This is a genomic window from Bradyrhizobium sp. B117, assembly GCF_038969555.1.
In the GTDB taxonomy this organism is placed as follows: domain Bacteria; phylum Pseudomonadota; class Alphaproteobacteria; order Rhizobiales; family Xanthobacteraceae; genus Bradyrhizobium.
This window is the reverse complement of sequence record NZ_CP152414.1, coordinates 859,013-872,903: the sequence shown is the minus strand read 5'-3', so window position 1 is coordinate 872,903 and position 13,891 is coordinate 859,013. Positions and strand designations below refer to the sequence as shown.

Here is a 13,891-nt window from a genome sequence, read left to right as displayed (position 1 = left end):
AAATGCGGCTCCATCAGCCGCCCGAGTTGCTTGCCCGCATGTCCATGCTCCGTCTCTATACCCGTGTTCTGGAACTGCTCGGCAAGGAAGCGCGGCTCGGCTGGCTGCTGGCGGTCGCCAATCTCCTGCTCGCGGCCTCGCAATTCGCCGAGCCGGTGCTGTTCGGCCGTATCGTCGACGTGCTCTCCGGCAAGGAGGTCGCCGGCTCCAACTCGGCCTGGCCGTTTCTGGGCGCCTGGGTGGCGTTCGGGCTGTTCACCATCGCCTGCAACGCGCTCGTTGCGTTGCAGGCCGACCGGCTCTCCCACCGCCAGCGCCAGGCGGTGCTGACCAGCTATTTCGAGCACATCCTGCAACTGCCGCTCACCTTCCACTCCGGCACCCATTCGGGCCGGCTGATGAAGGTGATGCTCAACGGCACCGATGCGCTGTGGCGGCTCTGGCTCGGCTTCTTTCGCGAGCACTTTGCCGCGATCCTGTCAGTCATCGTGCTGCTGCCGCTGTCACTTTATCTGAACTGGCGGCTGGCGATCCTGCTGTTCGTGCTCTGCGTCGTCTTCACCGCGCTGACGACCTTCGTGGTGCGCAAGACCTTCGGCATGCAGATGGCGGTCGAGGAGCACTACAGCGAGCTCTCCGCGCGCGCCTCCGACGCGCTCGGCAATGTCGCGCTGGTGCAGAGCTTCGTCCGCGTCGAATCCGAGGTGAAGGGGCTGCGCTCGGTCGCCGACGAGCTGCTGGCGGCGCAGATGCCGGTGCTGTCGTGGTGGGCGCTCGTCACCGTCATCACGCGCGCCTCCACCACCATCACGGTGCTAGCGATCTTCACGCTCGGCATCGCGCTGCACGACCAGGGGCTGACCTCGGTCGGCGAGATCGTGATGTTCGTGAGCTTTGCGACGCTGCTGATCCAGAAGCTCGAACAGGTCGTGAGCTTCATCAACAACGTCTTCATGGAAGCGCCGCGCCTGCGCGAGTTCTTCAACGTGCTCGACGCCGTGCCCGCGGTGCACGACCGGCCCGACGCGATCGACGCGGGGCGGCTCTCCGGGCTCGTCGAGTTCAACGACGTCACCTTCTCCTATGACGGCAAGCGGCCGGCGATCGAGGACCTCTCCTTCACCGCGCTGCCCGGCCAGACCATCGCGCTGGTCGGCCCGACCGGCGCCGGCAAGTCCACCGCGATCGCGCTGCTGCATCGCGCCTTCGACCCGCAATCCGGCTTCATCAGGATCGACGGCATGGACGTGCGCGGCGTGACGCTGACCTCGCTGCGGCGGAACATCGGCGTCGTGTTCCAGGAGGCGCTGCTGTTCAACCGCTCGATCGCGGAGAATCTTCGCGTCGGCAAGCCGGATGCGACCGAAGCCGAGATGCGCAAGGCCGCCGAGCGCGCACAGGCCATCGAGTTCATCGAGCGCAGCGGCGGCTTCGAGACCAATGCCGGCGAGCGCGGCCGCATGCTCTCCGGCGGCGAGCGGCAGCGCCTGTCGATTGCCCGCGCGCTGCTGAAGGACCCGCCGATCCTGATCCTGGACGAGGCGACCTCCGCGCTCGACGCGGTCACCGAGGCCAAGGTGAACGCCGCTCTCGACGAAGTGATGAAGGGCCGCACCACCTTCGTGATCGCCCATCGTCTGTCGACCATCCGCAATGCCACGCGGATCCTGGTGTTCGAAAATGGCCGCGTGATCGAAAGCGGAACTTTCGATGAACTCGTGGCCAAAGGCGGCCATTTCGCCGAGCTCGCGAGGGCCCAGTTCATGGTTCACGAAAACGCACGGGCCAGCGTGACGGCGGCCGAGACTGCCGCGACCGCGGTCAAGTCCCCATAGGACCGTCGAAATTCGGCCTATTTCATTGCGGAATACCGCACCGATCCCCCTATTCTCGCCGCACCAGCCGGTATAGGTTTGCGACGCCGCAAGCGGCGGCGCCGGATTTCAGAACCGAACATCAGATCACGAGAGCCCTCCGGAACCGGCGGGTCTCCAAGGACCGGAATCGGATAGTGCACGCCATTCGCCCGCTGCTTCGCAAATCCCTGTTCAACCTCTTTGCGGCGACGCTCGCATGCGCCGCACTGCTCGCGCCGCGGGCGGCGAGTGCCGAAGCGCTGCTGCTGATCGAAGCCGATAGCGGCAAGGTGCTGCAGGCGGAGAACGCGACCATTCCCTGGTATCCGGCCTCCGTCACCAAGATCATGACCGCCTATGTGACGCTGAAGGCGGTGAAGGACGGCAGGCTCACGCTCGACACGCTGCTCACGGTGTCGCCGACGGCCGCCTCGCAGTCGCCGTCGAAGATGGGGTTCCGTCCGGGAACGCAGCTCACCGTCGACAACGCGCTCAAGATGATGATGGTCAAGTCGGCGAACGACATGGCCGTGGTGCTCGCCGAAGGCGTCGGCGGCTCGATCGACGGCTTCTCGGCGATGATGAATGACACCGCGCAGCGGCTCGGCATGACGCAGACGAGCTACGTCAATCCGAACGGTCTGCCCGCCGACGGCCAGATCACCTCCGCGCGCGACCTCGGCATTCTCGCGCGCTCGTTCCTGCGCGACCTGCCGGAATACGAGTACTTCGTGCACATCCCGGCGATCCGCTTCGGCAAGCGCGTCACCGGCAATTTCAACAAGCTGATCGGCCGCTACCCCGGCGCTGACGGTTTCAAGACCGGCTTCATCTGCGCCTCCGGCTACAATCTCGTCGCATCCGCCACGCGCAACGGCCGCCGACTGATTGCGGTGGTGCTCGGCGCCAACTCCGGCACCGCGCGCGCGGTGAAGGCGGCGCAGCTGCTCGAGCGCGGCTTCGGCCAGGACAATCTCACCTGGCTTCGCCCCTCGCTCGGCGCCGTCGACAAGCTGGTGCCGGTCGATGCCTCGCCGCCGAACTTGCGCGAGGAGATGTGCGGCGGCCATCGCAAGCGCCCGGCGAGCGACGACGACGATGCGCTGATCGCAACCAATGGCGGCTCGGCCGGATCGGCCTCGGCCACCGGCGGCGAAGCCCAGTTCACCTTCTTCACGGCCGGCCTCCAGCCGCCGCTGATGAAGGCCTCCGAGCTGATGGCCACCGCTCCAGCGGCGGCCGAGCCCGTGCTGGTCTATACCGGCCCGACCCGCACCGGCACAGCCCTGATCGCGGCGGTGGCAGCCGATGCCGACCAGCAGGCGACGCCCAAGCCGCATGGCAAGAAGTCGCGCGTCGCCAAGAAGCCCGACGCGGCCGACAAGCCCGCGGACAAGCCGAAGACGGCGGCGGCGAAGCCGGATGCTGCCAAGCCCGATGCGAAGAACAATGCGAAGGGCGACGGCAAGATCGCAGCCAAGCCGGCCGCCGCCAAACATGCCGCGGCCAAGCCGGATGCCGCGGCGAAACCTGCCGAGAAGCCCGCGAGCGGCGATGCGGCGGCAAAACCCGCCAAGCCCAAGGCCGCGACCAAGCCGGCTGCTGCCAAGCCCGCGAACAACAGTTAACGTCGCCTCGGAATTAAATCACAGCCTGCGCTTCGCAGTTGCGGCAAAGCGATTTGCGACGATTCCAGTAGCCACTCCCCGGCCTTTGCCCTAAGCCACGACGCTTGCCACCCGTTCCGGCAGGCTCGATACTGCCGGCAACGAGGCAAGCCCGAGACACAACGGGCTCTGGTGCAAGAGAGGGGAGTTTCCATGGAGCGCATCTGGCTCAAGCAATATCCGCCCGGCGTGCCTGCCGATATCGAGCCGACGCAATACGCATCGCTGGTCGACCTCCTGGAGGAGAGCTTCACCAAGTTCGCCGACCGCAAGGCGTTCATCTGCATGGACAAGTCGATCAGCTATCGCGACCTCGACCAGATGTCGCTGGCGCTCGCCGCTTACCTGCAGGGCCGCGGCCTGCAACGCGGCGCCCGCGTCGCGATCATGATGCCGAACGTGCTGCAATATCCGGTCGCGACCGCAGCCGTGCTGCGCGCCGGATACGCGGTGGTCAACGTCAACCCGCTCTACACCCCGCGCGAGCTCGAGCATCAGCTCAAGGATTCCGGCGCCGAAGCCATCATCGTGCTGGAGAATTTTGCCCACACCGTCGAGCAGGTGATCGCGAGGACGCCGGTGAAGCACGTCATCGTCGGCAGCATGGGCGATCTGCTCGGCTTCAAGGGCATGATCGTCAATCTCGTCGTCCGCCGCGTCAAGAAGATGGTGCCGGCCTTCTCGCTGCCGGGCGCGGCCTCCTTCAACGATGCGCTCGCGGCCGGCCGCGGCCAGACCTTCAACAAGCCGAAGCTCTCGCCCGGCGACGTCGCCTTCCTGCAATATACCGGCGGCACCACCGGCGTCTCCAAGGGCGCCACGCTGCTCCACCGCAACATCGTCGCCAACGTCTTGCAGAACGACGCCTGGCTCCAGCCGGCGCTGGCGCAGCCGCCGCAGATCGACCAGCTCCTGATCGTCTGCGCGCTGCCGCTCTATCACATCTTCGCGCTGACGGCGTGCTACCTGCTCGCGGTACGCGCCGGCGGTTGTAACCTGCTGATCCCGAACCCGCGCGACATCGCCGGCTTCGTCAAGGAGCTCGCAAAATACCAGGTCAACAGCTTCCCAGCGGTGAACACGCTCTACAACGGGCTGATGCACCATCCCGACTTCAAGAAGCTCGACTTCTCCAAGCTGAAGATCTCGAACGGTGGCGGCATGGCGGTGCAACGCCCGGTGGCCGAGCAGTGGAAGGCGGTGACCGGCTGCTTCATCGCCGAAGGTTACGGCCTGTCGGAGACCTCGCCGACGCTGACCTGTAACCCCGCGACCACGACCGAGTTCTCGGGATCGATCGGCATCCCCGTGCCCTCGACCTGGCTCTCGATCCGCGACGACGACGGCAATGAGCTGCCGCTCGGCCAGGCCGGCGAGATTTGCGCCAAGGGCCCGCAGGTGATGTCGGGCTACTGGAACAGGCCGGAAGAGACCGCCAAGGTGATGACAGCCGACGGCTATTTCCGCACCGGCGACATCGGCGTGATGGACGAACGGGGCTACACCAAGATCGTCGATCGCAAGAAGGACATGATCCTGATCTCCGGCTTCAACGTCTATCCGAACGAGATCGAGGAAGTCATCGCGAGCCATCCCGGCGTGCTGGAATGCGCCGTGATCGGCATTCCCGATTCCAAGTCGGGCGAGGCGGTGAAGGCGTTCGTGGTCAAGAAGGACCCGAACCTCACGGCGGAGGGCGTCATCAGGTTCTGCCAGGAGCAGCTCACCGGCTACAAGGTGCCCAAGCACATCGAATTCCGCACCGACCTGCCGAAGACCAATGTCGGCAAGATCCTGCGCCGGCAGCTGCGCGACGAGAAGAAGGCCGAGGCGGCGTGAGCCGCATCGCTGATTCATGACTGACGTGAGCGACAACATGCCGGCCGGCATTCTCGCCTTCTGGCGCGAAGCCGGCCGAGAGCGCTGGTACGAGCGCTGCGATGCGTTCGACGCGGAGGTCCGGCGCCGGTTTCTCGCCCTGTGGCAGAAGGCCGTCGCCGGCGAGCTGGCATCATGGGAGGACAGCGATGACGGCGCGCTCGCGCTGGTCATCGTGCTCGACCAGTTTCCCCGCAACATGTTTCGCGGCACACGCGAAGCCTTTGCCAGCGATGCGCTGGCGCGCGAGGTTGCCCGCCGCGCCATCGACCGGGGCGTCGATGGCAGGGTCGATCCGATCCTGCTCGAATTCCTCTATCTGCCCTTCATGCATTCCGAGCACCTGCCCGATCAGCTGCATTGCGTCGCGCTGTTCGAAAACACCGACAATGCCGAAAACCTGAAATACGCCCGCCTGCACGCCGACATCATCCAGCGGTTCGGCCGCTTTCCCCACCGCAACCCTCTCCTCGGCCGCGACACCACCGCGGAGGAGCAGGCCTTCCTCGACAGCGGCGGTTTTGCCGGCTGATGACATCGCGGTGAAGGGCGACCGCCCCCGCTGCTTTGCGTATCACTTCCCTTGCCGGCAATATTGTGCAGGCCCGCGCCACGGTCTAAAAAGCGGGACCGATTTTCAGGGAGACTGACGATGGCGATCCAGACTGGCGACAAGCTGCCCGAGGCGAAATTCCGCGTGATGACGGCGGAAGGCCCGCAGGTGAAGACCACCGACGACATCTTCAAGGGCAAGAAGGTGGCGCTGTTCGCCGTGCCCGGCGCCTATACCGGCACCTGCCACAAGATGCATCTGCCGAGCATCTTCCTCAACGCCTACGCCATGAAGGACAAGGGCGTCGACACCATCGCCATCGTCTCGGTCAACGATGCCTTCGTCATGAACGCCTGGAAGCGCGACACCGACCAGCGCGACGAGGCCGTCTTCCTCGCCGACGGCAATGCCGAGTTCGCCAAGGCGATCGGCATGGAGCTCGATGCTTCTGCGAACGGCCTCGGCATCCGCTCCAAGCGCTATTCGATGCTGGTCGAGGACGGCGTAGTCAAGAAGCTGAACCTGGAAGCGATGCCCGGCAAGGTCGAGGTCTCCGGCGGCGATACGCTGCTGGGGCAGCTGTAAGCTCTAGGCGCCGTTCTTAGCCACAAATGACACTGTCATGCCCCGCGAAGGCGGGGCATTCAGTACGCCGAGGCTTCTCGGCTCAATCACAACCGCCTCTGGAATACTGGATCGCCCGCCTTCGCGGGCGATGACAGTTGAGAATGAGGCGACGAAGGCGTGGATGGCCGGGTCGAGCCCGGCCATGACGGGCGGAGAGCGCGAACGCCCTCGTTACTCCCCCACCCGCTGCTGCAACCGCGCCTTCACGATCCCGTCCCGCGCGAGCTGATCCGCCCGCTCGTTCTCCGGATGGCCGGCATGGCCCTTGACCCAGTGCCAGCGGACTTCGTGCTGCTTGAGTGCCGCATCGAGGCGCTGCCATAGCTCGACATTCTTGACCGGCTTCTTGTCGGCGGTGCGCCAGCCGTTGCGCTTCCAGCCGTGGATCCACCCCGTGATGCCCTGCCGGACATACTGGCTGTCGGTGTAGAGATCGACGGTGCACGGCTTCTTGAGCGCTTCCAGCGCGGAGATCGCCGCCATCAATTCCATCTGGTTGTTGGTGGTGTGCGGCTGGCCGCCGTTCAGCTCTTTCTCCTTGTCGCCGAACTTCAGGATCGCGCCCCAGCCGCCGGGCCCCGGATTTCCCGAGCAGGCGCCGTCGGTATAGATCGTGACAACGGGCTTTTCGCTCACGCGACCAGTCCTGACGGCATCAGCCCGTAATCGCGCGCGCTGGAAACGCTCTGGTGGAAGCGCAGCTTGCGAAAATATTCCAGCGGATCCTTCGGCTTCACCAGCGCACCGGGCGGCACGTTGAGCCAGTCCACCAGCCGCGTCAGCAGGAAGCGGATCGCGGCGCCGCGCGCCAGCAGCGGCAGCGCGGCCTCCTCGGCTTCGGAAAGCTTTCGCACCCGGCCATAGGCATTGAGGAAAGCGCGCGCCTTGGTGACGTTGAAGGAATGATCCGGCTCGAAGCACCAGGCGTTGAGGCAGATCGCGACGTCATAGGCCAACATGTCGTTGCAGGCGAAGGTGAAGTCGATGATCCCCGAGAGCTTGTCGCCGAGGAAGAAGGCGTTGTCGTTGAAGAGGTCGGCGTGGATCACGCCCTCAGGCAGATCGGTCGGCCAGACGCCACTCGAGAGATAGTCGAGTTCGGTCGCAAGGTATGCTCGCAGGCCCGGCTGCACCTCGTCGGCGCGGCTTGCCGCTGCATCGAACAGCGGCCGCCAGCCCGCAACCGAGAGCGCATTGGCGCGCTTGATCGCAAAATTGGCGCCGGCCAGATGCATCCTGGCCAGCCCCTCGCCGACACCGGCGCAATGCGTCGCGTTCGGCTTGCGCGGCCAGACGCCTTCGAGAAAGGTGATGATCGCGGCGGGGCGCCCCGACAGCTCGCGCAACGCCTCTCCGTCTTTCGCCTTCACCGGCAGCGGACAGGTCACGCCGTGCTCGGCCAGATGCGTCATCAGCGCGAGGAAGAACGGCAGATCGTTCTTCGCCACGCGCTTCTCATAGAGCGTGAGGATGAACGAGCCTTTGCTGGTGTGCAGCAGGAAGTTGGAATTCTCGACGCCCTCGGCGATGCCCTTGTAGGAGAGCAATTCGCCGAGATCGTATTGACTCAGGAAATCCGCAAGCTCGTCGGCGGCAACGTCGGTGTAGACCGCCATAAAGGTCTACTCGGCGGCGGCTTCGGGGCGCACCTGACGCGGCAGCGGGAAGAACTCGTTCTCTTCCGCGGCCGAGACCGTCTCCACATGCAGCGTGTAGCGCTCGGCGAACGCGTCCATGATCTCCTCGACGATCACTTCCGGCGCGGACGCGCCCGCGGTGATGCCAAGGCTCGCGATGTTGCCGAACTTGTCCCAGTCGATGTCGGTGGCGCGCTGCGCCAGCACGGCGACCTTGCAGCCCTCACGCTCGGCAACCTCGCGCAGCCGCTGCGAGTTCGACGAATTGGGGGCACCGACAACGATCAGTGCGTCGACAACCGGCGCCACCTTCTTCACCGCCAACTGGCGGTTGGTGGTGGCGTAGCAGATGTCTTCCTTGTGCGGCCCGTTGATGTTCGGGAAGCGCTCCTTGAGCAGCGCCACGATCTCCGCGGTATCGTCGATCGACAGCGTGGTCTGGGTCACGAAGGCGAGGTTATCGGGATCCTTTGGACTGATGGTCTTGGCGTCCTCGGCGGTCTCGATCAGCGTGACGGCGCCGGCGGGAAGCTGGCCGAGCGTGCCGACCACCTCGGGGTGGTGGGAGTGGCCGATCAGGAAGATCTCGCGGCCGCGCTTGAAGTGGATCGCGGCCTCGCGGTGCACCTTGGTCACCAGCGGGCAGGTCGCATCCAGCGAGAACAGATTGCGGGACTGCGCGTCGGCCGGAACCGACTTGGGGACGCCATGGGCCGAGAACACGACCGGGGCGGTGGTGCTTTCGGGGATTTCGGCGAGCTCCTCGACGAAGATGGCGCCCTTCTTCTTCAACCCATCGACGACGTACTTGTTGTGCACAATCTCATGGCGAACATAGACGGGGGCGCCGTATTTATCGAGCGCCCGTTCCACGGTGTCGATCGCCCGGACCACCCCGGCGCAGAAGCCGCGGGGAGAACAAAGCACGATCTTGAGGTCTGGTTTGGCTGACATTGAGCGATCTCGGGACCGAATCACCCGTTTCGCCTTCTGGCGGGGGCGGTCGATGGCTGGAAAGGGCTAAAAACGGTTTGCTTGGACTTTACCGGGTCTGCAAAGGGAATTGGGCCCCCTTTCGGGCGCTGTCAAGGCACTATCTATAGCAGAACCATTGCGTGGCTAGCCCCTCCCGGCTTATATAGCGCGAATTCCCTGTCATCGCTGATGACCACCGGTTTCGCCTCCAGAGGGGTGGGCGAAGCACAAAGGAGATTTGCCATGAGCAACGCACCTCTGATGCCCAAGGCGACCGCCGTCTGGCTGCTGGACAACACCGCGCTGACCTTCGACCAGGTCGCCGATTTCACCAAGATGCACCCCCTCGAGGTGCGAGCGATCGCAGACGGCGACGCCGCCCAGGGCATCAAGGGCATGGATCCCCTCTCCAACGGCCAGCTGACCCGCGAAGAGATCGAGAAGGGTGAGAAGAACCCGGACTACCGGCTCCGCCTCCAGGAGAGCAAGGTGGTGCTGCCGCCCCAGCCCAAGCGCAAGGGCCCGCGCTACACCCCGGTGTCGCGCCGCCACGAGCGCCCGAGCGCCATCCTCTGGCTGCTGCGCAGCCATCCGGAGCTCAAGGACGCCCAGATCATGCGTCTGGTCGGCACCACCAAGAGCACCATCGCCAGCGTGCGCGACCGCACGCACTGGAACACCTCGCAGCTGACCCCGATCGACCCCGTCACGCTCGGCCTCTGCTCGCAGATCGAGCTCGATTTCGAGGTGGCGCGCGCGGCCAAGGAAAAGCCGATCGACGCAGCCTATGGCGGTGCCACCCTGCTGCCGGCCTCCGAGACCACCAAGAAGGACGAGTTCGAGCCGACCGAGCGGTCGAGCGACGACCTCAACGTCGACGCCGTGTTCGCCAAGCTCAAGACGCTTGGCGGCAAGAAGCACGAGGACGACGAGGAGTAGTTCCCTCTCTCGTTCGTCACCAGATGCAAACGCGGCGGGCCAACCCGCCGCGTTTTTGTTTTGTGCGTAGACAGCGATTTTGGCCACGCATTTTGCCACGCGAACGACGCGTCCCCTCCCCCCTTGCGTGGGAGGGTTTAGGGAGAGGGGTACCCCACGGGGACTCTCTCCATCAGTTCGAAGCAGACTCACTCACACCGTTTCCTGGGCCACCCCTCTCCCCCGCCCTCCCCCGCAAGGGGGGAGGGAGCGCAGGGTCAGCCGCAGTCACAGTCTGCCCTCAAACGACGTATCAGAACTTGTACGTCACGCCGCCGCCGACGAGCCACGGATCGATATGGGCGGTGCCGGTGACGGGCAGACCCGAGACGGTCGCGCTGTAGTCCGGCCGCAGCCAGAGCTTCTTGACGTCGACGTTGAGACCCCAGTGCCGGTCGAGCATGTAGTCGAAGCCGAACTGCACGGCGCCGCCCCAGGCGTTGCTGACATGGAGGCTCGTGGTGGTGGCGACGATCGCGGGCGGACCGGCGATGGCGGCCGATGCATTCGCAGCCGAATTGTTGAAGAACACGGTGTAGTTCACGCCCGCGCCAACATACGGCTTGAACGCGCCGAAATTGTCGAAGTGATATTGCAATGTCAGCGTCGGCGGCAGCAGCGTGGTCTTGCCGATCGGCAGGTTCGTCAGCGACCCGGTGCCGCTGATCGAATGCCTGGTCACGCCCAGGATCAGCTCGGCCGCGATGTTCTTCGTGAAGAAATAGCTGATGTCGAGCTCGGGCACGACCTGGTCGCTGATCGAGAGCCCGGAATTCGGTGCCGACAGAGACGGCACGCCCGCGACATTGACAGTCGAACCGCCCGCGTCCGGCAACACGCCGAGCACGCGCAGACGCACCATCCACGGATTGAACGCCTCCACCTGCGGCGGCGCCTTCGTGTAAACCGGCAAATCGGCTGCCTGCACCGAGGAAAAAGTCCCCGCGAGCATCGCGCCAAGCACAGCCAGCCGCGCCACGTTTCTTGTCGTTCCGTTCATTGCATTCCCCTTCAGCCATGTCCGCGCTTCGTTGCGGGACATCTGCGTCAGAGCAGAAAGGGGGCGATGAAGGATTTGACGCCGGTCAAATCAGAACAGGCGCGACACGATTTGGCCGCGGCGTTGCAGATGTGTCACGAGAAACGGGATGAATTGCGCAGGATAATTCAGGGCCGCTCGGGATGGTTCAGCATGTATTCGCCGAGATCGCGCTGACGGCGGTCGGCGCGGGCGGTCGCGGCATTGCGCTGAACGTCGCGGTCCTTGCGGCAGGCCACATATTCGGGCGAGCCCTGGGCGTAGCCGCGGCTCTGGCACACCGCGTCGTCATCGTCGCCGCCCATCGCCACCGGCGTCTGGTAGCGCGCCGAGCAGGCGGAGAGGGCGATGGCGAGAGCTACGGCTGCAAGCAGGCGCGGCGCGGTGGCGAGTGGCATACGAGGTCCCCTGTTGGCCGGCCCTGTTTAGCGCGGAATGAGGAGATTGTAAGTCGGCCGCCGCAGTCATTCCGGGGCGGTCCGCAGGACCGAACCCGGAATGACAGGCCAGAACCTCACACCCGCCCCTTCAGCGCCTCGCCGATCTCGTCGAGCACCTTGGGGTCCTCGATCGTCGCCGGCATGGTCCAGGCTTCGCCGTCGGCGATCTTCTTGATGGTGCCGCGCAGGATCTTGCCGGAGCGCGTCTTGGGCAGGCGGCCGACGGTGATGGCGAGCTTGAAGGCGGCGACGGGGCCGAGCCGCTCGCGCACCAGCGCGATGATCTCCTTCTCGATCTCGCTCGGAGCGCGCTTCACGCCGGCCTTCAGCACCAGGAAGCCGCAGGGCACCTCGCCCTTGATCGCATCCTTGACGCCGAGCACGGCGCATTCGGCGACATCGGGATGCGAGGCCAGGATCTCCTCCATGCCGCCGGTGGAGAGCCTGTGGCCGGCGACGTTGATGATGTCGTCGGTACGGCCCATGACGAAGACATAGCCGTCCTCGTCCTTGTAGCCGGCGTCCGATGTCTTGTAGTAGCCGGGGAATTCGCTGAGGTAAGCTTCCCTAAAGCGGTCGTCCTGATTCCACAGCGTCGGCAGGCAGCCCGGCGGCATCGGCAGCTTGATGACGATCGAGCCCATGGTGTTGGCACCAACCGGCTTTGCCGCTTCATCCACGACGTCGACCTGATAGCCCGGCATCGGCACCGTCGGCGAGCCGTGCTTCACCGGTAGCATGCCGAGGCCGACCGGATTGCCGGCAATGCACCAGCCGGTTTCGGTCTGCCACCAGTGATCGATCACGGGGACCTTCAGCTGCTGCTCCGCCCACTCCACCGTCGGCGGATCGGCGCGCTCGCCGGCGAGGAATAGCGTGCGGAATTTCGAGAGATCATATTGCCGGATGAACTTGCCTTCCGGATCCTCTTTCCGGATCGCGCGGAACGCCGTCGGCGCGGTGAAGAGAGCGACCGCCTTGTGCTCGGAGATCACGCGCCAGAACGCGCCGGCATCGGGCGTGCCGACCGGCTTGCCCTCATACATGATCGAGGTCGCGCCATGCAGCAGTGGGCCGTAGATGATATAGCTGTGGCCGACCACCCAGCCGATGTCGGAGCCGCACCACCAGACCTCGCCCGGCTTGACGCCGTAGAGATTGAACATCGACCATTTCACCGCGACGAGATGACCGCCATTGTCGCGCACGACGCCCTTGGGGATGCCCGTGGTGCCCGAGGTGTAGAGGATGTAGAGCGGATCGGTGGCGGCGACGGGCACGCAAGGTGCTTTCTTGCCCTCGTTCAACGCCTTGCGGCGCAGGCTCGCCCAATCATAGTCGCGCCCCGGCGTGAGGTCGCAAGTTAGCTGCGGACGTTGCAGCACGATGCAGGCCTTCGGCTTCGCAGACGCGAGCTTGATCGCCTCGTCGAGCAGCGGCTTGTACTGCACGATACGCCCGGGCTCGATGCCGCAACTCGCGGAGAGGATGAGCTTTGGCTGCGCATCGTCGATGCGGGTGGCGAGCTCCTTTGCCGCAAAGCCGCCGAACACCACCGAGTGCACCGCGCCGATGCGCGCGCAGGCGAGCATCGCGACCACGGCCTCGGGCACCATCGGCATATAGAGGATGACGCGGTCGCCCTTGGCGACGCCGAAATCCTGCATCACGGCGGCGAGCGCCTGCACCTCGCCAAGCAGCTCGGCGTAAGTGAACTTGGTGATGTTGTTCGTCAGCGGCGAGTCGTGGATCAGCGCGACCTGGTCGGCACGGCCGCGTTCGACATGGCGGTCGAGCGCATTGTAGCAGGTATTGACGACGCCGCCGGTGAACCAGCGGCCGTAGACGCCTTGCGAGACATCGAAGATCTTGTTCGGCGGCTCGATCCAGTCGATCTCCTTGGCCGCCTCGGCCCAAAATCCTTCCGGATCGGCCAGCGAGCGCGCATGGACCTCGTGATACTTGCTTCCACCCTGGGCGTTCATTCCGCGCTCCCGTTCCCTATATTCGCCTGGCCCCTGACCTTGCGGCACGACGGACGTCCCGCCATGACCCGGATCAAGTGCCGGCCTTGTTTGAGGGGTATTTTCCCGGGAACGGGCCGCGGTTCAAGCTGAAAAGGATGGGCCTTTTGGTCGGAGGGAAGAAAGGCCATCGAGGCAAGCTGGAGCCACAGCGAAGGTGGGCCCTCTCCCCCCTTGCGGGGAAGAGCGGGAGAGAGGGGTGGCCACGAACTCGGTC

At 65.1% G+C, this 13,891-nt stretch carries 12 protein-coding genes; 6 read left to right on the top strand and 6 right to left on the bottom strand.

Annotated features, from left to right (window positions below; translation table 11 throughout):
* Window positions 1-38: 38 nt before the first annotated feature.
* The 5 genes from AAFG16_RS04210 (at window position 39) to AAFG16_RS04190 (ending at window position 6,539) form a co-directional block, all read left to right on the top strand.
* On the top strand, window positions 39-1,835 hold the full coding sequence (locus tag AAFG16_RS04210) for a glucan ABC transporter ATP-binding protein/ permease (RefSeq protein WP_342737553.1): 1,797 nt from the start codon (window positions 39-41) through the stop codon (window positions 1,833-1,835).
* 176 nt (window positions 1,836-2,011) lie between these two features.
* A complete protein-coding gene (locus tag AAFG16_RS04205; RefSeq protein ID WP_342737551.1) occupies window positions 2,012-3,484 on the top strand; it encodes a D-alanyl-D-alanine carboxypeptidase family protein in 1,473 nt (490 codons plus the stop codon).
* A 192-nt stretch (window positions 3,485-3,676) separates the two neighbouring features.
* Window positions 3,677-5,362 (top strand): long-chain fatty acid--CoA ligase, encoded by a 1,686-nt coding sequence (locus AAFG16_RS04200; RefSeq protein WP_342737549.1) that lies wholly within the window; start codon window positions 3,677-3,679, stop codon window positions 5,360-5,362.
* 16 nt (window positions 5,363-5,378) lie between these two features.
* On the top strand, window positions 5,379-5,933 hold the full coding sequence (locus AAFG16_RS04195) for a DUF924 family protein (RefSeq protein WP_342737547.1): 555 nt from the start codon (window positions 5,379-5,381) through the stop codon (window positions 5,931-5,933).
* 120 nt (window positions 5,934-6,053) lie between these two features.
* Window positions 6,054-6,539 (top strand): peroxiredoxin, encoded by a 486-nt coding sequence (locus AAFG16_RS04190; RefSeq protein WP_212087554.1) that lies wholly within the window; start codon window positions 6,054-6,056, stop codon window positions 6,537-6,539.
* Window positions 6,540-6,752: 213 nt separating this feature from the next.
* Here the strand turns inward: AAFG16_RS04190 and rnhA are convergent, their stop codons facing one another.
* The 3 genes from rnhA to ispH are packed head-to-tail and all read right to left on the bottom strand — an operon-like array spanning window position 6,753 to window position 9,172.
* A complete protein-coding gene (gene rnhA, locus AAFG16_RS04185) occupies window positions 6,753-7,217 on the bottom strand; it encodes a ribonuclease HI (RefSeq protein ID WP_342737543.1) in 465 nt (154 codons plus the stop codon).
* Window positions 7,214-8,197 carry a homoserine kinase gene (locus tag AAFG16_RS04180; RefSeq protein ID WP_342737541.1) on the bottom strand — a complete coding sequence of 328 codons (984 nt, stop codon included), beginning with the start codon at window positions 8,195-8,197 and terminating at the stop codon, window positions 7,214-7,216. Before AAFG16_RS04180 ends, rnhA begins: the two co-directional genes overlap by 4 nt.
* Window positions 8,198-8,203: 6 nt before the next feature.
* On the bottom strand, window positions 8,204-9,172 hold the full coding sequence (gene ispH / locus AAFG16_RS04175; protein WP_283083592.1) for a 4-hydroxy-3-methylbut-2-enyl diphosphate reductase: 969 nt from the start codon (window positions 9,170-9,172) through the stop codon (window positions 8,204-8,206).
* Between the two features lie 264 nt (window positions 9,173-9,436).
* Here ispH and AAFG16_RS04170 point away from each other — a divergent pair, with 264 nt between their 5' ends.
* Window positions 9,437-10,132 (top strand): cell cycle transcriptional regulator TrcR, encoded by a 696-nt coding sequence (locus tag AAFG16_RS04170; protein ID WP_342737538.1) that lies wholly within the window; start codon window positions 9,437-9,439, stop codon window positions 10,130-10,132.
* Between the two features lie 292 nt (window positions 10,133-10,424).
* On the opposite strand, the gene AAFG16_RS04165 is transcribed toward AAFG16_RS04170, so the two are convergent.
* The 3 genes from AAFG16_RS04165 to AAFG16_RS04155 all read right to left on the bottom strand — a co-directional run bounded on the left by AAFG16_RS04165 (window position 10,425) and on the right by AAFG16_RS04155 (window position 13,635).
* On the bottom strand, window positions 10,425-11,171 hold the full coding sequence (locus AAFG16_RS04165) for an OmpW family outer membrane protein (protein WP_342737536.1): 747 nt from the start codon (window positions 11,169-11,171) through the stop codon (window positions 10,425-10,427).
* A 167-nt stretch (window positions 11,172-11,338) separates the two neighbouring features.
* A complete protein-coding gene (locus AAFG16_RS04160) occupies window positions 11,339-11,608 on the bottom strand; it encodes a hypothetical protein (RefSeq protein ID WP_027561414.1) in 270 nt (89 codons plus the stop codon).
* 116 nt (window positions 11,609-11,724) lie between these two features.
* A complete protein-coding gene (locus AAFG16_RS04155) occupies window positions 11,725-13,635 on the bottom strand; it encodes a propionyl-CoA synthetase (protein WP_342737533.1) in 1,911 nt (636 codons plus the stop codon).
* Window positions 13,636-13,891 lie beyond the last annotated feature (256 nt).